Source organism: Enterovibrio gelatinilyticus, assembly GCF_028683095.1.
GTDB classification, from domain to species: domain Bacteria; phylum Pseudomonadota; class Gammaproteobacteria; order Enterobacterales; family Vibrionaceae; genus Enterovibrio; species Enterovibrio gelatinilyticus.
Window position 1 is genome coordinate 150739 of sequence record NZ_JAJUBC010000010.1, and the last position, 21245, is coordinate 171983.

A 21245-nucleotide genomic window follows, 5' to 3' on the forward strand; every position below is an offset into this window, starting at 1 on the left:
ATGAGCCATGACTTCACCAATAACCATAAAGCAGCGATTGAACATGTTTGTTGCTTTAGTGTGCGGTATTCAAATCATAGTGAGTGCCTTTGTTTTCTATAAATTGGCTTATATTGAAAGCCATGTGCAGGGGGTAGCACTTCGTGACATTCCGGCGTTAGCCGCTATCAGTCGAGCTACTGAGCACCAAATAGAGCAACGTGTTCATTATAACAAGGCTTTTCGATATGCCCTTGAAGTAGGACAAGAGCCTAACGCTGAAGCTAATTATGCCAAAGAAAAAGCCTATTTCTATGAGCTAGGAGAGAAAGTCGATAAGGACAAAAAAAAGATTCAAGCGCTACTGGCTGACGGGATAGCCTCTGGCACAGAGGAAGAGAAAACGGCATTTAAAGTCGCAGATAATAAGCTCAATGATGCCGTCGCATTGCACTCAAAATGGATGGTTCATGTTGCAGACGTCTTTATAGAGCTCGAAGGCAAGCACTATCACGAAGCGGAATTACTTGACGCAGTGGTAGGTGAAGAGGCTGAAACCACCACCAAAATGGTTGATAGCTTGTTGACTGACGTCGGTAAATTCACGGAAAAAGCTGTCCTAAATATCGAAGAAAGGGCTGTGATACTAGAGATTGTCGTGATCTCTTCCGTAATATTGGCATTGCTCGTGGCGATCATTATGTCGAAGATCATCCTTAACCGTATTTATGCGGGGCTCACGAAGGTGTCTGATGCGCTAGCTGTCCAAGCCGGAGGGGATTTCAGTCATGTAGGGGTCGTTGATGAGCCTGGCATTATTGGTGAACTACAAAAGAACATGGAAGGTACGCGTAAGAGTACAAATAGCATGTTGGCGAAAGTAGCGAGCGAAGTGGGCGAAGCGGTTGAGATGCTAAACACAGCGGCACAGGCAGTAAAGCGTAACTCAGATGCCCAGAGTGGTGAGATTATCCAAGTGGCAACGGCGGTCAATGAGATGTCAGCAACCGCGCAAGAGATTTCAAACAACGCGACACAAACGCAAGTGGCAACAGAGAGTGCATCGCAACAGTCAGCCGAGAGTATGCGTATCAATCAAGAGTCGATGAAACAAACCAACTCGCTGATCGAAAGTTTGAACCTCAGTAGTGTTGCGTTGACTGAGCTTGAGAAAAACAGCGGAAACATTACCTCGGTACTCGATGTGATCAAGGGTATTGCTGAGCAAACCAATTTACTGGCGCTAAATGCGGCGATTGAGGCGGCACGGGCTGGAGAACAAGGCCGTGGCTTTGCGGTTGTTGCTGATGAGGTGCGCAGTCTCGCACAACGTACTCATGATTCAACATCAGAAATCGAAACCATGATTGTGCAGTTGAGTAGTGTGACCAAGGAAGCGGTTGAAACCATGCAAAAGAGTTGTGAAATGGGCGACCAGACACTCAAGCTTTCGCAAGAATCCTCCACACTGCTGTCACAGGCTGGCAATGCAACATCTGAAGTGACCGACATGAATATGCTGGTGGCCAGTGCAGCGGAACAACAAAGTGGTGTGGTGGAAGAAATTAACGTGAATGTAAACCACATCAGTGAAATGGCAGCGCAAAGCGCGACGGAAGTTGAGCGTCTTGTTGAGGCCACATCGCTGCTCAATCAAATATCGAATGCTCTTCAAGTATCTACGGGAAAAACGGCGTAATGAAAGATTAACGCTAATGCGTTGCTATCAAGGTCGGAACGCTAATTACAGATAAAAAAAGCAGGCTAGCCTGCTTTTTTTATGCCTATAGACCACCATCAAAACCAAGCTGTCGCCATGCTTCGTAGCAGATAATTGACACTGAATTCGATAAATTCAGGCTTCGGCTATCAGGCATCATTGGCACGCGAATGCGATGGTCAGGTGAAAAGGCATCTCGAATACTATCTGGCAACCCACAGGTTTCCGAGCCAAATAGGAATATGTCTCCCGCTTGATAAGTTACGTCAGAATGTGGACGGCTGCCTTTTGTGGTACAGGCAAAAATACGGCGCTCAGACGCGTGATCGGGCGATGCTTCATCAGCAAACATGGCATCAAGAAATGCTTGATAGTTAGGGTAGCGGGTGACGTTGGTTAAGTCGTGGTAATCTAGCCCGGCACGGCGCAGTTTCTTCTCTTCAAAATCAAATCCAAGTGGCTCAATCAGATGGAGCTTACAACCCGTGTTGGCTGCGAGTCGGATGATATTACCAGTGTTGGGAGCGATTTGAGGTTCGTGAAGGACAATGTGGAACATGATGTTCAGAGACCGTGCGTTGGGGAAAAACGCAGTATACCTTGGCTGGTTAGTGGGGATAAAGCGACAAACAAAAAAGGAGAAGCCGAGGCTTCTCCTTTTCTTGAATAACGTGTGACTAATCGAAATTAGTTTTTCGCTTTTGCTGCCGCTTTAGCGATAGCTGCAAAGCTGTCAGCGATCAATGCTGCGCCACCAACCAATGCACCATCGATGTCTGGTTGTGCGAAGTATGCTTCAGCGTTTTCAGGCTTAACAGAACCGCCGTATTGGATAACAACGTTCTTCGCCACTTCTTCGCTCTTTTCAGCGATGTGCGCGCGAATTGCTGCGTGGATGCGCTGTGCGTCGTCTGCCGTTGCTGCTTTGCCCGTGCCGATAGCCCAGATTGGTTCGTACGCGATAACTGCGCCGTTCAGTGCTTCAACGCCTTGGGTGTTGATCACTGCGTCAAGTTGACGAGCACATACTGCAACGGTCTCGCCTGCTTCGTTTTGTGCATCAGACTCACCAATACAAAGAACAGGAACTAGGCCATTCTCTTTTAGGAATGCAAATTTCTTAGCAACGAACTCGTCAGACTCTTCGTGGTATTCACGACGCTCTGAGTGACCGATGATGATGTGAGTTGCACCGAAGTCTTTCAGCATATCAGGAGAGATATCGCCAGTGAACGCGCCGCTTAGATTAACGTCAACGTTCTGTGCACCCAAAATGATTTTGCTTTCCGCTTTACCTAGCAGTTGCTCTGCCAGATCCAAGTACATAACAGGTGGCGCGATAGCAACATCAACACCTTCTACACCATTAAGTTCAGCTTCAAGACCTTTGATAAGCTCAGCTACCATTGTCTTGTTACCGTTAAGTTTCCAGTTACCCATTACTAGTGGACGGCGCATAGGAATTTCTCCGTAATCCAATTATCAAAATCAATTGCTGGGAACGATAACAGCAGACCTGTCAGCATTTCCTGCTCAAAATCATAAATGCCATCGTTTTTACGCGTTTTACGCCGAAATGTGAACCTTTGAGTAACAAATTTTCGTTATAAATTTTCGGATTGGCGTGAAAATCAGGTATTGGCAAGGTGTGATCTGAGGTCAGATTTCCTCATCACAGTAACAATCGTCCGAAATGCTGGGGTAAAGTGGCTCAATATCGTAACAAGGAGCAAGTTATGCCCCATATTGTCATGGAGTACAGTGATCCGGTATCAGAGCGGGTCAATATTGGTCAATTGCTAGAAGACTTACATCAAACTGCGATAGGCAGTGGGGAGTTTGGGGCGGCAGATGTTAAATCTCGCGCCTACGCCAGTCACGAATGGTTAGTCGGGGAGAATGACAACCAAGAAAACTTTATTCATGTGACCTTGTGGTTACTTGATGGGCGTGACGAAAAACAGAAACATAACCTGAGCCACGCGTTTCTCGATGTTCTCAAACAGCACGGGACGGAAGTCGCCAGTTTAACGGTGGATGTGCGAGACATGGACAGGCGCTGGTATGCCAAGGCAACAAAAGAATAAAACACGGTTTATTGAAGCGAGAAGGCTGCAACATGTTGAGCCTGCTGCATCAGGCATGTAAAAAAGAGGCGGTGGCAATAAGCCACCGCGTAAAGACTGAGTTATCCCTCCACGGCAACAGTTTCTCTGTCGCGCTTCGGTTGCAATGTAGTGACGGTTGCGCTTCGCTCAGTTAAAGCTGAAGGGTCATTGACGGCCGTAGCAAAACGATCAAACTGACGCATCAGTTCTTTCATCAATAACGCATTAACATGGTTAGGATTTTTTCCTGAACTTATCACACGATTAATGTGGCTCATTTGGGCACGCAATTGTGGTTGCATGCTTTCGTTTGCACTTTCGATGATCTCTTCGCTCATCTCAATTCTTAGCGCTTCTAGTGCCTGCGGGTTGGATTCCGCTAATGCTTTTAATTCATCAAATGAAGGCAGAGTTTTCATGGCATTACTCCTTTGGCTGCGCATGACTTGCCTTTGACTATACGGTTAAAAATTGAGCGATCAATCACACCGGTGACTCATAAGTGAGACGTTCTTGTTCGTGGGGTTTGGTGTGTTTTTAGTTTGATACAGGTAATTGTTTGATAGGGAGAGAAAACACGACATGCGGTATTTTTATGTCTCAATAATGAGTCATACATGTAAAAAGTGCTGTTGGCGATTGCGGGGAAGAGTAATGAGGTGTTTTTTGCTGAATCTCTCATTGTTGACCGTCAATCGCGGCCTCTGGCAATGAGAGCTTCGAGAGATGATATCGAACAGGGAATCCGTTGCTGGGCTTACCAGTACCGCTCTGTGGTAATGTGCCCCGGCTTACGACGAAGGTGTTTTTCTAGCCCTTTGAGTTGGAGCAGTGCTCGTACATCTTTTACCATTTGAGGGTTGCCACATAACATAACGTGGCTTTTTTCTGGCGAGAGCGGTAAACCGACGACTCGCTCTAGCATTCCGTCTTCCAAAGCATGGGTTATACGCCCTGATAAGGCACCTGCAGTGGGCTCTCTGCTTACAAATGGTTGCACCAATATCTGATCGCTGTGCTTTTTCTTCAGCGCATTTATTTCAGCTTGGTAACTCAGGTCTGCTGAGAATCGCACAGCATGGATCAGCACCACTTTTCGAAACCGCTGCCACACTTCCTGTTCTTGTAAGATAGACAAGAAAGGGCCTAGCGCCGTGCCAGTTGATATCATCCACAAATGTTCGCTCTCTGGAATGTCGTCAAGCGTGAAAAAGCCAGTTGCCTCTTTGGTGATCATGACGGTATCGCCTGCCTCCAGCTCATGAAGGCGAGGAGAGAGAAGCCCATCAGCCACTCGGGTGGCATAGATCTCTAGGTATTTACTGCTGGGTGGATTGACATAGGAGTATGCACGCTGAATGAGCTTTCCATCGATCTCTAGGCCCAACTTGGCAAATTGACCTGCTGCAAACGGCGCGACGTCGGCGTCCAGCGTTAGGCTGAAAAGATCTTTATTCCAGCGTCTGTTTTCAATGACTTCCGCTTTGATCCAAGTCGACATACACACTCCTTTAGCAAAATAGTTATCGGGATGACGCGTGTTAGCTTTTGTGTTGAACGTTATAAGTGCAACGGCGTTGTCCCTTTATGATGTGTTCGTCTCGCGTGACCTCATACTCGTCGCCAAGCACAGTTTGAAAAATATGCTTTTCAGATTTGCATAAGGCTGGGCATCGCTTCGCGGCCTGACAGATAGGGCAATGATTCTCGACTAGCAGGAAGCCTGTTTCGGTTTCCTGAAGCTCTGCCATATAACCTTCTTTCTCTCTAAGATAAGCCAAGGTTTCAAGTTTAGCCTTTAAATTATGGCAATCTTTGAGCGCATCGCGATATTGTTGCAACGTCTTTTCTTCTCGTTGCTGAATCACCTTGGTGAGTCCTGATTCGCCAAACAAACTTTCCACTGATTCAATCACTGATATCGCGAGGTCGCCATGGCTGTCAGCAAATCGACGGTGGCCTTCGGCGGTCAACGACCAATGGCGAGTCGGGCGGCCAACTTTGACGCGAATATCACTAAAATCCAGCAGACCATCATCTTCCATAGTTTGAAGATGTTGGCGAATTCCCATGGTCGTCATGCCCATTTCATCGGCCAATACGCGCGCACTGATTGCCCCTTCGCGTTTTATCTTGTGCAGGATTTTGTCGACTGTTTTCATCGTGATCTCATTTGTTCGCTTTACGTTCCATTATGAAGCGAGCTCGCTAAATAAAGCAATATCTTTACTTAAGAATTACAAGAGCTGTGAAGGTGGTGCTGGCAACCAACATGGGTCAGGGTCAACGAAGAGACCACTTGGTTTGGGGTGTCATTAAAGTGAGAAGCACTGTCACAACTTTAAAAACTGAATAAGAAACTTGATGAGTTACGCCTTGTTAGACCGCAAAGGCTGAAGCCTGTTACTAGACTCTCCCAACTTGACCTGTGTGTGTAGGTCACATTGTGGGTTTACTGGGAGGTTTCATGGCTGAAAAACGTGGTTTTCCTTTTCGTAACGTTTTCATCCTCGTTGGGGTTGCTGCCGTATTGGTCGCAGCTGCATATTTCTACGTTCGTCATCAGGAGAAATACCCCAGCACAGATGATGCCTACGTACACGGTAATATCTTATACATTGCGCCGCAGGTGAGCGGTCAATTGATTGAAGTGAACGTGGATGATTTTCAACATGTTGATAAGGGTGCGGTGATTGCCAGAATTGACCCGTCGGCTTATCAAGCGCGTGTTGAACAGGCGCAAGCAGCTTATGAAAATGCGACCGCAGCTAACAAGGCAACCAGTGATGCGATTGTGGGTGCAAGTGCCCGTATTCGCGCAGCGTCTGCGCAGTTGCTGGATGTGGAAGCCAAATATCGACGCAATATGGCGTTAGTAGAAAAGGGGTTGCTGCCAAAGCAAGCCGGCAGTGATTTGAAAGCGGAACTCGCCGCAGCCAAGAATAATTTGGATGCATCGCGTGCCGCTATGTCCCAGCTGATCAGTGAGCAAGGCGCTTCTGGCTCTGCCGCACCTCTCGTGCGCCAAGCGGCCGCCGCATTATCTGAAGCATCGCTCAACCTTTCGTATACCTCGATTGTTGCGCCGACGTCGGGCACCTTGGGTGATGTGAAAGTTCGTCCAGGAAGTGTGGTTGCACCCGGTCAGGCGCTCATGCCATTGATAGAGGATGATTCATTCTGGGTTGAGGCTAATTACAAAGAAGATGACATTGGTCGTATCGACGCGGATATGACGGCGAATATTGTCTTGGATATGTATTCCGATACGTCGTTTAGTGGCGTTGTTCAGGCGATATCTCCAGCGAGCGGTTCTTCGTTCTCCCTGCTTCCTCCCGAAAATGCTACGGGTAACTGGGTGAAAGTGCCGCAGCGCTTTCCCGTGCGTTTAAGCATTAAAACGGAGGGCAATACACGACCCTTGCGTGTCGGCGCTAGCGCAACGGTTACGATTGATACATTGAACCGCGCTGAAGGCAATGGCGATGACAGCCAGTAGCCTTAACACCTCAAGTTCTAGCCCCCATGCTCCTAGTGCGCAGGTTCCTAGCGCACATGGCCCGCTGCCAGCAGGGCCAGGACGTTTAATGATCACGTTGGCAGTGATGCTTTCTGCCATCATGGTGTTGCTCGACATGACGATCGCTAATGTGTCGCTGCCGCATATGATGGGGTCGTTAGGTGTGACGTCTGAACAGGTGACGTGGGTGCTAACGTCTTACTCAATGGCTGAAGCGATTTTCATCCCGCTTGCGAGTTATTTCAGCCTGCGCTTTGGTTCTCGGCGTTTGCTGTTGGTGTCAGTGGCTGGATTTATGGCGATGTCAGCGGCGTGTGGGCAAGCTGACTCATTAACGGAAATGATCGTGTTTCGAATCCTTCAAGGCGCATTCGGGGCATCGGTGATCCCTTTGTCTCAATCCATCATGATCCAAATCTATCCGCCGGAAGAGCGCGGCAAGGCCATGGCATTGTTCTCGGTTGGCATATTGCTCGGTCCCATTCTTGGTCCCACAGTCGGCGGCGTGATCACCGAACACATGGACTGGCGCTGGATATTTTATGTCAATGTGCCAGTGGGGCTACTTTGCTTGAGTTTGTTGGCGATATTTGTTCGCCTCGATGGGCGAGACAAAACCTCGGTGGACTGGCCGCTGGTATTTGGCATGGCGATTGGTATTGGTTTGCTGCAACTGGTGCTTGAACGCGGCAACCAAGATGGCTGGTTTAGCTCTAATACGATTTTGTTCGCCTTTATCATCAGCATGATAGCGTGGGCGTTTTTCTTGCTGCGATCGTTTAAAACCAAAGGCGATATTGCGCCTATGTGGCTGTTAAAAGACCGAAACTTGCTGTTGTCATGCATTGTGATGACGGGATTTTCGATGGGGATGTTTGGCATCACCCAATTGCAGCCGATGATGTTAGAGCAACTGCTGAATTATCCGGTTGATACGACAGGTTTCGTGATGGCACCGCGTGGTATTGCCTCTGCAATTGTGCTGATATCGATTTCTCGCATTATCGACCGGCTCGACCCGCGTATGCTGATTGTCGTGGGTTTGGTGCTCAATGGTATCGGTAGCTTCATGATGATGAGCTATTCGCTCGACATTGATGTTTACTGGGTATTGTTGCCAAGCATCATTCAAGGTGCTGGCATGGGATTGGTGTTTGCACCGCTCAGCCAGTTGGCGTATGCCACGTTATCACCGAACAACACTGTCGGTGGGGCGGTGGTCTTCAATCTTTGTCGAACCTTGGGTAGCTCGTTTGGGATTTCTATCGTGAACACCTACTTTAGCCAAATTCAGCAGAAGGAATGGCACGCCTTAGGCGGCGGAGTGACTCCGGACAATCCGGCAGTTCAGCAACTTGCTGCCTCTCAGGGCGTGACGGTGACCGATCCAAGCTTCATTGCCTCTGTGACTCAATTATTGCATGAGCAATCGACGTTGTTGGCGTTTGTTTACTCGTTCGGTTTTATCATGGTGTCTTACATTGTTTTGATCCCTTTGCTCGCACTCTTTAAGCGCCCGCCAGTTAAGGCAAACTTGAAACAAGAAACATAATTCGATTCCCAAGCAGTGCAATTGGGCGATCGAAATCGCGGGCAAACAGGCAATAAAAAAGCACGCCGTGGCGTGCTTTTCTGCATCAATGGAAACCGATGATTATAGGATGATTGCTTTCACTGCGTCGTCTTTACGATCCATGTAGTGGATGGATTTAATACGACGGATAGTGCGGCACTTACCACGGATCAATAGCGTTTCGGTGGTGGCAATGTTGCCCTTGCGGGTAATGCCTTCCAATAGATCGCCTTTGGTAATGCCAGTAGCAGAGAAGATGACATTGTCGCTGCTGGCCATGTCTGACATGCTCAAGCAAACATTGGTTTCAATGCCCATTTCTTTACAGCGCGCGATTTCAATCTCGCCCATGCGGCGGTTTTCTTCGTTGTCTTCTTTCACTTCGTGGCGTGGCAGTAGACGACCATTCATGTCACCGCCTAAAGCGCGAATTACCGCGGCAGAAACAACACCTTCAGGTGCGCCGCCAATGCCGTACATGAGGTCAACTTCGCTGTCAGGCATACAGGTCAGGATAGACGCAGCAACGTCACCATCAGGGATGGCAAAAACGCGCACGCCCATTTCCTGCATTTCGCGGATGGTGTCATCGTGGCGGGGTTTTGCCAGCGTAGTTACAACCAGCTCATCCAGTGATTTACCCAAAGCCTTAGCAACATTGATTAGGTTGTCACGCAGTGGCAGGTCAAGGTTGATGATGCCTTTTGCTTCAGGCCCCACACACAGTTTTTCCATGTACATGTCTGGTGCTTTTAAGAAGCTGCCTTTCTCGGCGGCTGCGAGCACAGCTAGCGCATTGGATTGGCCCATCGCGGTCATACGTGTGCCTTCGATAGGATCGACGGCAATATCAACCGCATCACCGCCTAAACCGACTTTTTCACCAATGAATAGCATCGGTGCATCGTCGATCTCGCCTTCACCAATAACAATTTCACCTTCGATTTCGGTTTTGTTCAGAAGAATACGCATTACTTCTACTGCTGCACCGTCTGCTGCGTTCTTGTCACCGCGGCCAAGCCACTTGTAACCCGCCAGTGCCGCGCCCTCTGTGACGCGTGAAAAAGCCATCGCTAAATCGCGTTTCATCCGATCTCCAGTGTCATTATTTTGTGGAATCAAAAGCCATCAGCATCGTTGTCTGATAGCGAAAAAACTCGGCGCGGATTCTACCATATGCAAAAAGGAAACGTTTGCGTTTTTGTGGCAAGAAAAAAGGGGCAAGCCCCTTTTTCGATGCAAAGTCAGACCATTAGCGTGGGGATTAGTCGACTTCCCAACCTTTTGAGCATTCAACAGCACGCTTCCAACCGCGATGTCGGCGATCTCGTTTTCCGTCGTCATCACTTGGGCTAAAGCATCGATCAATTTCTGCTTTGTTTTTTAGTTCGTCAATGCTGCCCCAGAACCCCACGGCAAGACCTGCTAAGTAGGCTGAACCTAATGCGGTGACTTCGGTCACTTTAGGGCGATGTACCTCGGTGTTAAGTACGTCAGACTGGAACTGCATAAGGAAGTTGTTGGCCACTGCACCACCATCGACTTTGAGAAAATCGAGTTTGATGCCTGAATCGGCTTCCATTGCGGTTAATACATCTAGCGATTGGTAGGCGATGCCTTCGAGTGTTGCGCGAATAATATGGTTGGCATTGACGCCACGCGTGATACCAACAATGGTGCCTCGTGCATAAGGGTCCCAATGCGGTGCACCGAGCCCCGTGAAGGCGGGCACGACGTAGACGCCATTACTGGTATCCACTGAGGTGGCAAAGTATTCGGAGTCTTTGGCATCTTTGATTAAGTGCATTTCATCACGTAGCCATTGAATCGACGCGCCGCCCATAAACACAGCACCTTCTAGTGCGTAGGCCACGTCACCTTTGGGGCCACAGGCGAGGGTCGTTAGTAGGCCATTGTGAGACGTCACTTTTTCTTTGCCGGTATTCATGAGCAAAAAGCAGCCCGTCCCATAGGTGTTTTTTGCCTGGCCGGCTTCTACGCACATTTGGCCAAACAACGCGGCTTGTTGGTCGCCAGCAATACCCGCTATTGGGACTCGTGTGCCGCCTTTTCCGCCGAGGTTGGCTTTGCCGTATACCTCAGAAGAGGATTTGACTTGAGGCATCATGGCGCGAGGGATCCCTAGCGCTTTGAGTAGTGTTTCATCCCATTGGAGTGTGTTGATATTAAACAGCATGGTGCGACTTGCGTTGGTATAGTCGGTAACGTGTACCTTGCCTTGGGTCATTTTCCAAATCAGCCATGTATCGACGGTACCGAATAGCAGGTCACCCTTCTCAGCCAATTCATAGGCGCCCTCTACATGATCCAAAATCCATTTGATTTTGGTGCCTGAAAAGTAGGGGTCGACCACTAAGCCCGTGTTCTCTCGGATATAGTCTTCAAAACCATCGGATTTCAACTGTTCGCAGATAGGTGCAGTGCGGCGACACTGCCAGACAATCGCATTGTAGATGGGTTTTCCAGTATGACGGTTCCACACAATGGTGGTTTCACGCTGGTTAGTGATGCCGAGGGCTGCAATTTCATCTGAGCGGATACCCATTTTACCGACGGCTTCGACCAAGGTGGACATTTGCGTGGCATATATTTCTAGCGGATCGTGTTCAACCCAGCCTGACTGAGGATAGATTTGAGGGAATTCCCGCTGGACGACCGTGACAATGTTTGCGTCGTGGTCAAGGATCACGGCTCGAGAACTGGTGGTTCCTTGATCTAATGCGACAACGTATTTTTGCTCGGTGCTCATGGTGCGTCCTCTATTGGTCCTTTTTAAAAAGCATAGTGCGACTTGGTCAGTGTTAGGCAAGGTGGTGTGTCATTGTTTCTTGAATGCTGATTTGCTCTGATGTTTGCGCCAAGCTCACTTTACTTACTCTAATGGCGAAACGGTTTTCGTGAAGTCTATGCGTTGCAAAATGTGCGTTCGCTCATTAATTGCGCATTATATGGGTGAATTCGAACATTTGGCGTCTCAAATTGCAGAGTGTGTGAGTATTCGAATGTGAATGGTGAAAAGTCGGTAGAAAAGAAAAAGGCTGACAACAGAAGTGTCAGCCCAGCCGATGTCGGCAAGTCTTGGAGTATTCCAAGAGAGATACGATCCTTATTAACCTATCACGCAACGAGTGAATATAAATTGAATTATGTCGCATTTTTAGTCATTTTGGTGTTTTAGAGGTAAGTGGCTTGTTCTGCGTTAGGCATTAAATGGCAGTGAAAAGGCGTTAATTGGTGATTTTTTGTTCGCTTGTGATCCAAAAGTGGATTAGAAAGGTGCGACTGACGCAATGCCCCGTTAGAATAGGTTTTCTGGGACGTGCAAGGTAGAAAAGCCTTATAGGGCAAGCCTTGACGAAGATTGCGCATTTGCGCTTAGACGTTGGAAAACATAGGTGGCCTTGATGTCATTGGAAATTTTAGAGCAGCTTGAAGCCAAAGTTCAAATGGCAGTAGATACCATTTCTCTGCTTCAGATGGAACTTGAAGAACTGAAAGAACAAAACGAAGCACTAGGTCGTGAATCAGAGTCTGTGCGTGAAAATCGTGACGCATTGGAGCAGGAAAACACCCGCCTACGTGCCGACCAAGACGCATGGCAACAACGCATTCGTAGTCTGCTTGGCAAGATTGAAGAAGTAGAATAATAAAACAGAGCCGATGGGCTCTGTTTTTCTATGTACTCATTGTCTATTCCACCTTAGGGTGGTGATATATTTCACAAGGTTTATTGGCGCAACAACAATAGCGTCAATAAGTCTTATTACTTAATCAATTCACTCGATATCAATAGGCTCTTGAGACAATATAACGCCCGTATTATCGGCGTAGAGGTGATCTTCAGGAATGAAGGTAACGCCGCCAAAGTTGACGGGTACATCAGATTCACCCACGCCCATTCCGGTGTCTGAACTTTCAGCGCCAACAGGGAATGACGCCAAAGCTTGAATGCCAATATCAATTTCATCTAGCGAGTCGACATCGCGAACGCAGCCGTAAACCACTAAACCTTCCCAGCCATTTTCTGCTGCTGTTGTGGCAATTTCAGCGTCAATAAGTGCACGACGCAATGAACCACCACCATCGATTAGCATCACACGACCGATACCGTTTTGCTCCGCAACTTCACGGATCAGGCTGTTGTTTTCAAAACACTTGATGATTGTGATTTGACCACCGAATGAACTACGACCACCGTAAGAGCTCATCATAGGTTCCAGTACATCAACCTGCTCCAAGTATGTGTCGCACAACTCTGAGGTATTGTATTCCATAATCAGACTTCTTCTTTGGGGTTAACGGTGCCGAGTTGGCAAATTTGTGGCAATCCGAGGGATGTCAGACGCCACCCTATGCAAAAAAGTATAACGACACGGTAGGGCATTGCAATGACTGACGCCATAATTCATTAAGGCACTTCTGATGTGTATCAATGAAGTAGGATACCAGCCGCAAACAGCACGTTGGTTAAGATCGCAACTTTGACCATATCTCCCATCATTGGGCGAAGTGATTCGCCGTCCTGCGAGACTAATACGGCGCTGCCGTGTTTAACGGCCAGCGGCAGTGATAGTGTGAATAGCCAACCTGTGATACCCGTGTGCTCAAGCAGGGCGAATAAGGCAAAACAAAGGTAGGCGGTTACTAATAGCACGAGGTGATAAGTGCGACCCCATTCAGCGCCCATGCGCACGACTAAGGTGAACTTTCCGCAGGCTTGGTCGTTGTCGATATCTCGAAGGTTGTTGATGTTGAGCACGCCGACGGCAAGTAAACCGCATGCGGTCGCGGGCAGAAGTACGGCGGAATCCAAGGTGCCCGCTTGCAGGTAATATGTTCCTGCCACGCCGAGCCAACCAAAGAAAATCAATACTGAAAGGTCACCAAGACCTTGATAGCCATAGGGCTTGTTACCCACGGTGTAGCAAATGGCGGCAAGAATCGCGAGTGCTCCAAGTCCAATGAAACTGACGATATCCGTGGCATTATCAAACGCACTGAGGACCAATGCGGCTCCCACGGTGACTATCAAGCACACGTTTAATGCCATGGCTTTTTTCATGGTTTGTGGCGTAACAAGACCTTGCTGCATCGCGCGTTTGGGACCAAGACGCGCATCATTATCTGTGCCTTTTACGGCATCACCATAATCATTCGCAAGGTTAGATAAGATCTGTAAAAGCAGGGCTGTGATGAGCGCGAGTGCCGTGAGCAATATCGAAAAATGTCCCGTTTTGGCGGCAACGGCACTGCCACACAATATGCATGCAACAGCCAGTGGCAACGTTTTGGGGCGTGCGGCATCAAGCCAAGTTTTGAATGTGGATGAGGACATAACCAAAAAAGCGTGTGTGATAACTGGCTTCATTATTGGTTTTTTTACTTCGTTGGGCAATGAAAGCGCAGGATTAACTGAATTTGATGGCAAAATAAAACCAGCAAACAGGGCAAAGGCAAAGCAAAGGTAATAAAAAAGGGCAGCCTAAGCCACCCGATTTTGATTGATGCTGTGTGATTACAGAATAAAGCGGCTGAGATCTTCGTCGTCAACCAACTCTTCTAGACAGCTACGCACGTATTCTGCGTTGATTTCAACAGACTCACCACCACGCTCGCTCGCGTCGAATGAAACCTCATCAACCAAACGCTCCATCACAGTGTGTAGACGACGAGCACCGATGTTTTCAGTACGCTCGTTGACACGCCACGCTGCGTTAGCGATCTCTTCAATGCCATCCGGCGTGAAGGTCAGATTGAATTGCTCAGTTCCCATCAGCGCTGAGTATTGCTCAGTCAACGAAGCATTAGGCTCAACAAGGATACGTTGGAAGTCAGCAGCAGATAGCGCTTCCAGTTCAACACGGATCGGCAGACGACCTTGCAGTTCTGGGATCAAATCAGACGGGCTTGCCACTTGGAATGCGCCTGATGCGATAAACAGGATGTGGTCAGTACGGACCATGCCGTGTTTAGTCGAAACCGTGCTGCCTTCAATCAGTGGAAGCAGGTCACGTTGTACACCTTCACGAGATACATCTGGGCCTGAGCTTTCACCACGCTTACAGATCTTGTCGATTTCATCGATGAAAACGATACCGTTGTTCTCTACCATGTGGATTGCCTGGTCTTTCAATTCTTCTTGATTAACCAGTTTCGCCGCTTCTTCTTCCGTCACGGCTTTTAGCGCGTCTTTAAGCTTCATTTTGCGCTTTTTAGACGTATTGCCGCCACCGAGGTTTTGGAACATGCCCTGCAACTGGTTGGTCATTTCTTCCATGCCCGGAGGGGCCATGATTTCCATGCTCATTTGCGGAGCTGCGACATCGATTTCGATTTCTTTATCGTCTAATTTGCCTTCGCGGATTTTCTTACGGAAGCTTTGACGCGTGTTCGAATCGGGCTTTGGCTCTTCTGATTGTCCCCATGCATCGCGCGGTGGCGGCAGTAGGACATCCAGAATGCGTTCTTCAGCCAATTCTTCAGCGCGGAATTTTACTTTTTCCACGGCTTGCTGGTGGGTCATTTTCACCGCGACGTCAGTGAGGTCACGAATAATGGTTTCCACTTCTTTGCCCACATAACCCACTTCGGTGAATTTGGTGGCTTCGACTTTGATGAACGGTGCGTTGGCCAGTTTGGCTAGACGACGAGCGATCTCGGTTTTACCAACACCGGTAGGACCGATCATTAGGATGTTCTTAGGGGTAACTTCGGCACGCAGATCTTCGTTAAGCTGCATACGACGCCAACGGTTACGCAGCGCGATAGCAACGGCACGTTTGGCTTTAGTTTGACCGATAATGTGACGGTCTAGTTCAGACACGATTTCGCGTGGGGTCATTTCAGACATGCTGGGATCCTGCTTAGTAATCAAGTTCTTCAATGGTGTGGTGCTGGTTGGTGAAGACACAGATGTCGCCAGCGATGGTCAGAGATTTTACCGCGATTTCGCGTGCATCTAGCTCGGTGTTTTCAAGCAGAGCAATAGCAGCAGCTTGTGCGAAGTTACCGCCTGAGCCAATAGCAATCATATCGTGCTCTGGCTGAACCACATCGCCGTTACCAGTGATGATCAGAGAGGCGGTTTCATCAGCCACACAAAGCAGGGCTTCTAGTTTGCGCAGTGCACGATCAGAACGCCAATCTTTAGCGAGTTCAACCGCGGCTTTGGTCAGATGACCTTGGTGCATTTCCAGCTTACGCTCGAAACGTTCGAATAGGGTGAAGGCATCGGCGGTACCGCCAGCGAAGCCTGCCAATACTTTATTGTTGTAAAGGCGGCGAACTTTGCGGGCATTGCCTTTCATTACGGTATTACCCAGTGACACTTGGCCATCACCGGCGATTACTACTTTGCCGTTGCGGCGAACAGAAACGATAGTCGTCACGGAAGAACCTCTTCTTTGCTCTCTGGCCTATAGCCAGTATGGGTTGTTAAGCAGGAAGTGGGGATGAGAAAAGATAAATTCAAGGGCAAAGAGAGTGAGAACTCGGTCTTTACCCTGATTTTATATTGAGGCGGATTAGTTCCAGTACCAGATAGCGCAAGGCTCTATGCCTGCACGGCGTAAAAGGTTTCGGTCGCGCTCGGCTTCTCGCTTCAAAGGATAAGGCCCCATGACAACGCGATACCAAATGCCTTTCTCACCTTGACTGGTTTTGATGTGACTTTCTAAGCCTTGAAACGCGATCATCGCTTTACGTTCGTCCGCTTGGCTGGCACTGCGATAGGCGCCGCACTGCATCAGATAAGGTCGGCTAGAAAGCTCTTGTTCATTCGCTTCAACCTGCACTTCTTTATTTTCCAGCTCTTCAATATAGCTCCACTGCTCCTCAGGTTTAGGAGGAATGACTTTTTCCTCTTTCTTCTGCGGTTTTGATGGCTTATTGACAGGTTTGGTTACAGCCTCTTTAGGCTCAGGCTGTGCAGGTGGTTCGCTGGTGGTTAGAAAATAGAGACCATAGCCAAAGCTTGCCACCAAGACTAACGCTATCAGCGCCCATTTAATCGGGAAGCCCGACTTTGGAGGCGGCTTTTTGCTGTTTCTGGTGGGTTTTCGCGGTGCTTTTCCGCGTTTGACATAATCTCGGGTTGCCACTGATTCGGATATCTTTTTCTGCGAGTTGGGGCTATATGGTACTGGCTTGCTCGAAAGCGCGCCAGTACCTAGCTTATCAGTTTAGCGTGATGGTGGTGCCACACTTTCTCTGATCACCAATTGTGCATCGAGTAAACGTGAACCAGCTTGAACATCATTGCCTTTCAGTATCTTCAACAACATGAGCATGGCTTGACGACCAATGTCATAGCGAGGTTGAGAAACCGTGGTCAGTGCTGGGTCGCAATACTCTGCAAACTGGATGTCATCGAAACCGACGATAGAGATATCGTGCGGAACACGAAAGCCTAAACGTTTAGCTTGCTGAAGTGCACCGATGGCCATCACATCAGAGTGACAGAATACCGCGGTTGGCGGTGTCGGCAGAGACAACAGGGTCGTCATTGCTCGAGCGCCAGCTGCAAAGGTGAAATCACCTGCAACGGTATAGGCCGGATTAACGGTCACTCCGCCGCGACGAAGTGCCTGCTGGTAGCCTTGAACGCGAAATTGCGTCAATGCTGCATTCGGATCCCCTGTGATCTGCGCGATCTGCTTGTGGCCTACCTGAGTGAGGTAGTTCACGGCTTCAAATGCAGCAGTAAGGTTATCAATGTGCACCGTTGGCAATTCGAGCTCTGGAGCATATTCACAAGCCATCACAAGAGGTGGCAGGTTCTTTTGCTCGGGTTTGCTGACATCGAACGGAAGATCGGTCCCTAAAAGGAGCATGCCGTCAGCTTGTTTCGTGAAAACTAAGTTCACAAATGAGCTTTCTCGGCTTGCTTGCTGTCCACTGTCTCCAAGCAGCACTAAGTAACCGTGCTCCATGGCAGCTTCTTCGATACCACGAATGATCTCTGTAAAGTAGGGATCACAAATATCGGGAACGATCACCACAATGGTTTTTGACTCATTGCGACGAAGATTTCTTGCGAGCGAGTTAGGGCTGTACCCTGATTCCATCACCGCCTGCTCGACTTTTTTGCGGGTCGACGCTGATACCTTCTCCGGGTTCATCAACGCACGCGATACTGTCGCCGTAGAGACGCCAGCCAGATGGGCAACATCCTTCATTGTCGCCATAGTGCTTTTCCTCTTGCTCGTAATGTATGGCAATGCTTCCCGATTAGGGACCTTCAGCAATAAGACTTTTTGTTAACAGGTCATATCTTAATCTGATGACGATGTATTAAACATGGTCATGTTAACAGTTATTACAAGAATACTGTGATCTTAGTCGGCTTAAGTGAATGAAACTTGTTCAGCTCATATCTTGAGGCTCGATATCCAAAGACCAACGCACCTTTTTCGACAAAGGAAGCTGACGAATGGCAGGCAATGCGGCAGACAATCTTTGTTGTAATATCCGCCGATTTGGTGCTTGAAAAATCAATTGCCAGCGATAGCGTCCTGCACGGCGTGGAAGCGGCGCAGGCGCGGGGCCCATTGCTGCGCATTCATCATTGGGTATGGGGGACGCATCCAGTATGGTTCTGATTTGCTGCAGAAACTGCTCGACATGCTCACTTTGGTTGGCCTCTGCACGAAATAGAGCAAAGAAGCTGTATGGGGGCAGATTGGCTTGCTGTCGCTCAGTCAACGCTTCGGTGGCAAAACTGTCATACCCCTTATGAATGAGCGACTGCAGCAAGGCATGTTCTGGGTGATGCGTTTGCAATAAAACAAAGCCGGGTTTACTTGCCCGTCCCGCACGCCCTGCGACCTGCACAAACAATTGAGCGAGACGCTCTGGCGCACGAAAATCATTACTGAACAACGCACTGTCTACATCCACCAATGCCACGAGAGTGACATCGGGGAAGTGGTGCCCTTTGGCCAACATCTGTGTGCCAATGAGGATTTGGTAGTCCTTGTTGTGAATGGCATCAAGGTAGGCTTCTAGTGACCCTTTTCGGCGGGTGTTATCACGGTCAATCCGAATGGTTTTGAATTCAGGAAAGAGACTTTCTAGCTGCGCTTCGAGTTGCTCAGTGCCGACGCCGACGCTGATCAGCTGTGTTGACCCACAACTGCCACATTGATGGGGGATAGGGCGCTGCGTTCCACAATGGTGGCAACGCAATTCGCTGCTCTGTTGGTGCAGTGTATAAAACGCGTCACAGCGTTTACATTCAGCCAGCCAACCACACTCATGGCACATGAGCGCAGGCGCATATCCGCGACGATTTAAAAAGAGCATCACCTGATTGCCTTCAGAAAGGTGCTTTCGCATTTCAGCAATCAGCGGTGCAGATAATCCCGCCTCTAAATACAGCCCACGAATATCGAGTACGCCATGTTTCGCTTTAATAGCGTTACCCGCACGTTTGGATAACGTGAGGTGGTGATATTTACCTGTCTTTGCGTTGTGTAAGCTTTCTAAGCATGGCGTGGCGGAGCCAAGTAACACTGGCACGTTTTCTTCATGTGCACGCATCACTGCAAGATCGCGGGCGTGATAACGAAAAGAGTCTTGTTGCTTATAAGACGCATCGTGTTCTTCGTCGACAATAATAATGCCGAGTGATTTAAACGGTGAAAACAAGGCCGAACGCGTACCAATGATAATGGCCGCTTCATTGTCTCGGGCTGCCAGCCATGCATTGAGTCGCTCAGTGTCATTAAGCGCTGAGTGCATCACTTCAACGGGCACATTAAAGCGACGTTTGAATCGGTTGATGGTTTGCGGTGTTAACCCGATTTCAGGAACTAAAATCAGGGCTTGTTGACCGCGAGCCAGTACTGGCTCCAAGGCGTTGAGGTACACTTCGGTTTTGCCAGATCCCGTGACGCCCTCAATCAAGTAACACCCAAACTCTTGGCTTGCGTTGATCGTTGCCACTGTCATCGCTTGTTCGTGATTCAAGGTTGGCTTGTCTTCGACGATGCGGTAGTCAGTCGTCCAAGGCTTGGGACGCATATTCTGTACGATTTCAATCCAGCCTTTTTCTTCCGCACCTTTAATGACGGTGGCGCTGAGGTCACTTTCTAGTAAATCGCTATGCGCCATTGCGCCGCTGCGCAGCATCGTCAGGATCCGAGCCTGCTTAGGTGCGCGGGTCAATGTTGTGATGGGCTGATCTTTTCCCGCATCTGTTAGTTGCCACACGCGTTCGCGCTCGCGATGCGCAGGTTTCCCTTTTCTTAGGCTTCCCGGCATCACCGTGGCTAATGCGTCACCTAATGGGTATTGATAGTAGCGACTCGCCCAGTTTAATACCTTATATAAAGAAGAAGGCCAAAGTGGCGCATCATCGAGCACAGCATTAATGGGTTTGAGTTGGGTGAGCGGGAAATCAGATTGGTCAGTCAGTGCCGTCACGATACCGATTTTGAATTGCTTGCCAAACGGCACGCGCACTCGTCCACCGACCACAGGCATGTCACTGCCAATCAGATAATCAAAGGTCTTATGAAGCGGGACGGGTAATGCCACTTGAGCGATGGTTGGGATCATGAGGTCCTAGCGTCTAGGTGGTTAAGCCAAGTTATCGCGACAGTGTACCTATGGTAAACATGCGGGTAAACAAGTGTGCAAAGCCTAAAATACGTTTTCTTTTGAGTCGCGCCACCAAAGGGCTAGCCTGCTACCAGCAAATGAATTGAACAAAAAAGTTGCTATCACAGGTCTCCTTGATTAGAATTTCGCGCCTACAAATTTTTGTCAACGACGTGTGGTGCCCGATAGGCTCGGGAGAGCGACACGGCCTTATATTAGAGGTTATCCCTATGAAAGCTGGTATCCATCCAGAGTACAAAGCAGTAACAGCAAAATGTTCTTGCGGCAACACTTTTGAATTCAACACAACTATGGCTAAAGACATTAACCTAGATGTGTGTGACAAATGCCACCCATTCTACACTGGTAAGCAACGTGTTGTTGACACTGGCGGCCGTGTTGATCGCTTCAACAAGCGTTTCGGTGCGTTGTCTAGCAAGTAATATTGCAGATTTCGAAAAAAAGGGAGGTGCGAAAGCACCTCCCTTTTTTTATGCCTGAATCGGCATATACGACCTGTCACATAAATCAGTAAAGATACTAATGAAGAATAACCGCGGATTGGGGTGGTTCTCACATTCTCACTGCGTTAACATTTTATGATTATATTTAGGGTAAGGATGTTCTCACCCTTAACTTGTTACGGATTGATCTTATCGCTTGCGAGATCGTTAACGTGACAAGGTTTTTAACCAATAACGATGAATAAAATCAGGAAATAAC

The 21245-nt window shown here is 48.6% G+C and carries 20 protein-coding genes; 6 read left to right on the forward strand and 14 right to left on the reverse strand.

From position 1 onward, the window contains the following. Positions 1-7 precede the first annotated feature (7 nt). A complete protein-coding gene (locus LRP50_RS10810; protein ID WP_274164470.1) occupies positions 8-1678 on the forward strand; it encodes a methyl-accepting chemotaxis protein in 1671 nt (556 codons plus the stop codon). A gap of 85 nt (positions 1679-1763) precedes the next feature. Here LRP50_RS10810 and LRP50_RS10815 read toward each other — a convergent pair whose 3' ends face one another. Both LRP50_RS10815 and tpiA read right to left on the reverse strand, forming a co-directional pair. Beyond that, positions 1764-2258 carry a tRNA (cytidine(34)-2'-O)-methyltransferase gene (locus LRP50_RS10815; RefSeq protein ID WP_274164471.1) on the reverse strand — a complete coding sequence of 165 codons (495 nt, stop codon included), beginning with the start codon at positions 2256-2258 and terminating at the stop codon, positions 1764-1766. Between the two features lie 128 nt (positions 2259-2386). After that, complete coding sequence (gene tpiA, locus LRP50_RS10820; RefSeq protein ID WP_274164472.1) at positions 2387-3157, reverse strand: triose-phosphate isomerase; 771 nt, start codon at positions 3155-3157, stop codon at positions 2387-2389. Positions 3158-3435: 278 nt separating this feature from the next. On the opposite strand from tpiA, the gene LRP50_RS10825 reads away from it, so the two are divergent. Further along, on the forward strand, positions 3436-3786 hold the full coding sequence (locus LRP50_RS10825) for a 5-carboxymethyl-2-hydroxymuconate Delta-isomerase (RefSeq protein ID WP_274164473.1): 351 nt from the start codon (positions 3436-3438) through the stop codon (positions 3784-3786). A gap of 101 nt (positions 3787-3887) precedes the next feature. Here LRP50_RS10825 and LRP50_RS10830 read toward each other — a convergent pair whose 3' ends face one another. The 3 genes from LRP50_RS10830 to LRP50_RS10840 all read right to left on the reverse strand — a co-directional run bounded on the left by LRP50_RS10830 (position 3888) and on the right by LRP50_RS10840 (position 5969). Beyond that, the gene (locus LRP50_RS10830) at positions 3888-4226 is read right to left on the reverse strand and encodes a DUF3135 domain-containing protein (protein ID WP_274164474.1); all 339 of its coding nucleotides are present in this window, start codon (positions 4224-4226) and stop codon (positions 3888-3890) included. Positions 4227-4564: 338 nt separating this feature from the next. Next, positions 4565-5308: a ferredoxin--NADP reductase gene (locus tag LRP50_RS10835; protein WP_274164475.1), complete on the reverse strand. Its 744-nt coding sequence runs from the start codon at positions 5306-5308 to the stop codon at positions 4565-4567. A 40-nt stretch (positions 5309-5348) separates the two neighbouring features. Beyond that, positions 5349-5969 carry a helix-turn-helix transcriptional regulator gene (locus LRP50_RS10840; RefSeq protein ID WP_274164476.1) on the reverse strand — a complete coding sequence of 207 codons (621 nt, stop codon included), beginning with the start codon at positions 5967-5969 and terminating at the stop codon, positions 5349-5351. Between the two features lie 305 nt (positions 5970-6274). On the opposite strand from LRP50_RS10840, the gene LRP50_RS10845 reads away from it, so the two are divergent. Next, on the forward strand, positions 6275-7306 hold the full coding sequence (locus LRP50_RS10845; RefSeq protein ID WP_274164477.1) for an HlyD family secretion protein: 1032 nt from the start codon (positions 6275-6277) through the stop codon (positions 7304-7306). A gap of 88 nt (positions 7307-7394) precedes the next feature. Beyond that, positions 7395-8879: a DHA2 family efflux MFS transporter permease subunit gene (locus LRP50_RS10850; protein WP_274164496.1), complete on the forward strand. Its 1485-nt coding sequence runs from the start codon at positions 7395-7397 to the stop codon at positions 8877-8879. 102 nt (positions 8880-8981) lie between these two features. Here LRP50_RS10850 and glpX read toward each other — a convergent pair whose 3' ends face one another. Continuing rightward, positions 8982-9989, reverse strand: coding sequence for a class II fructose-bisphosphatase (gene glpX, locus LRP50_RS10855; RefSeq protein WP_274164478.1), 1008 nt, complete (start codon positions 9987-9989; stop codon positions 8982-8984). A gap of 175 nt (positions 9990-10164) precedes the next feature. Next, positions 10165-11670: a glycerol kinase GlpK gene (gene glpK, locus LRP50_RS10860; RefSeq protein ID WP_274164479.1), complete on the reverse strand. Its 1506-nt coding sequence runs from the start codon at positions 11668-11670 to the stop codon at positions 10165-10167. Positions 11671-12325: 655 nt separating this feature from the next. Here glpK and zapB point away from each other — a divergent pair. Then, positions 12326-12568, forward strand: a complete 243-nt coding sequence (zapB, locus tag LRP50_RS10865; RefSeq protein WP_274164480.1) for a cell division protein ZapB — start codon at positions 12326-12328, stop codon at positions 12566-12568. Positions 12569-12697: 129 nt separating this feature from the next. On the opposite strand, the gene rraA is transcribed toward zapB, so the two are convergent. The 7 genes from rraA to priA form a co-directional block, all read right to left on the reverse strand. After that, on the reverse strand, positions 12698-13195 hold the full coding sequence (gene rraA / locus LRP50_RS10870) for a ribonuclease E activity regulator RraA (protein WP_274164481.1): 498 nt from the start codon (positions 13193-13195) through the stop codon (positions 12698-12700). 155 nt (positions 13196-13350) lie between these two features. Continuing rightward, complete coding sequence (locus LRP50_RS10875; protein ID WP_274164497.1) at positions 13351-14256, reverse strand: 1,4-dihydroxy-2-naphthoate polyprenyltransferase; 906 nt, start codon at positions 14254-14256, stop codon at positions 13351-13353. A 180-nt stretch (positions 14257-14436) separates the two neighbouring features. Continuing rightward, positions 14437-15771, reverse strand: coding sequence for an HslU--HslV peptidase ATPase subunit (gene hslU, locus LRP50_RS10880; RefSeq protein ID WP_274164482.1), 1335 nt, complete (start codon positions 15769-15771; stop codon positions 14437-14439). A gap of 13 nt (positions 15772-15784) precedes the next feature. Beyond that, complete coding sequence (gene hslV / locus LRP50_RS10885; RefSeq protein ID WP_017009572.1) at positions 15785-16309, reverse strand: ATP-dependent protease subunit HslV; 525 nt, start codon at positions 16307-16309, stop codon at positions 15785-15787. 135 nt (positions 16310-16444) lie between these two features. After that, the gene (locus tag LRP50_RS10890; RefSeq protein WP_274164483.1) at positions 16445-17020 is read right to left on the reverse strand and encodes an SPOR domain-containing protein; all 576 of its coding nucleotides are present in this window, start codon (positions 17018-17020) and stop codon (positions 16445-16447) included. An 81-nt stretch (positions 17021-17101) separates the two neighbouring features. Next, positions 17102-18130 (reverse strand): DNA-binding transcriptional regulator CytR, encoded by a 1029-nt coding sequence (cytR, locus tag LRP50_RS10895; RefSeq protein ID WP_274164498.1) that lies wholly within the window; start codon positions 18128-18130, stop codon positions 17102-17104. Between the two features lie 154 nt (positions 18131-18284). Further along, positions 18285-20480, reverse strand: a complete 2196-nt coding sequence (gene priA, locus LRP50_RS10900; protein ID WP_274164484.1) for a primosomal protein N' — start codon at positions 20478-20480, stop codon at positions 18285-18287. Between the two features lie 272 nt (positions 20481-20752). On the opposite strand from priA, the gene rpmE reads away from it, so the two are divergent. Continuing rightward, on the forward strand, positions 20753-20965 hold the full coding sequence (rpmE, locus tag LRP50_RS10905) for a 50S ribosomal protein L31 (protein WP_274164485.1): 213 nt from the start codon (positions 20753-20755) through the stop codon (positions 20963-20965). Positions 20966-21245: the final 280 nt, after the last annotated feature.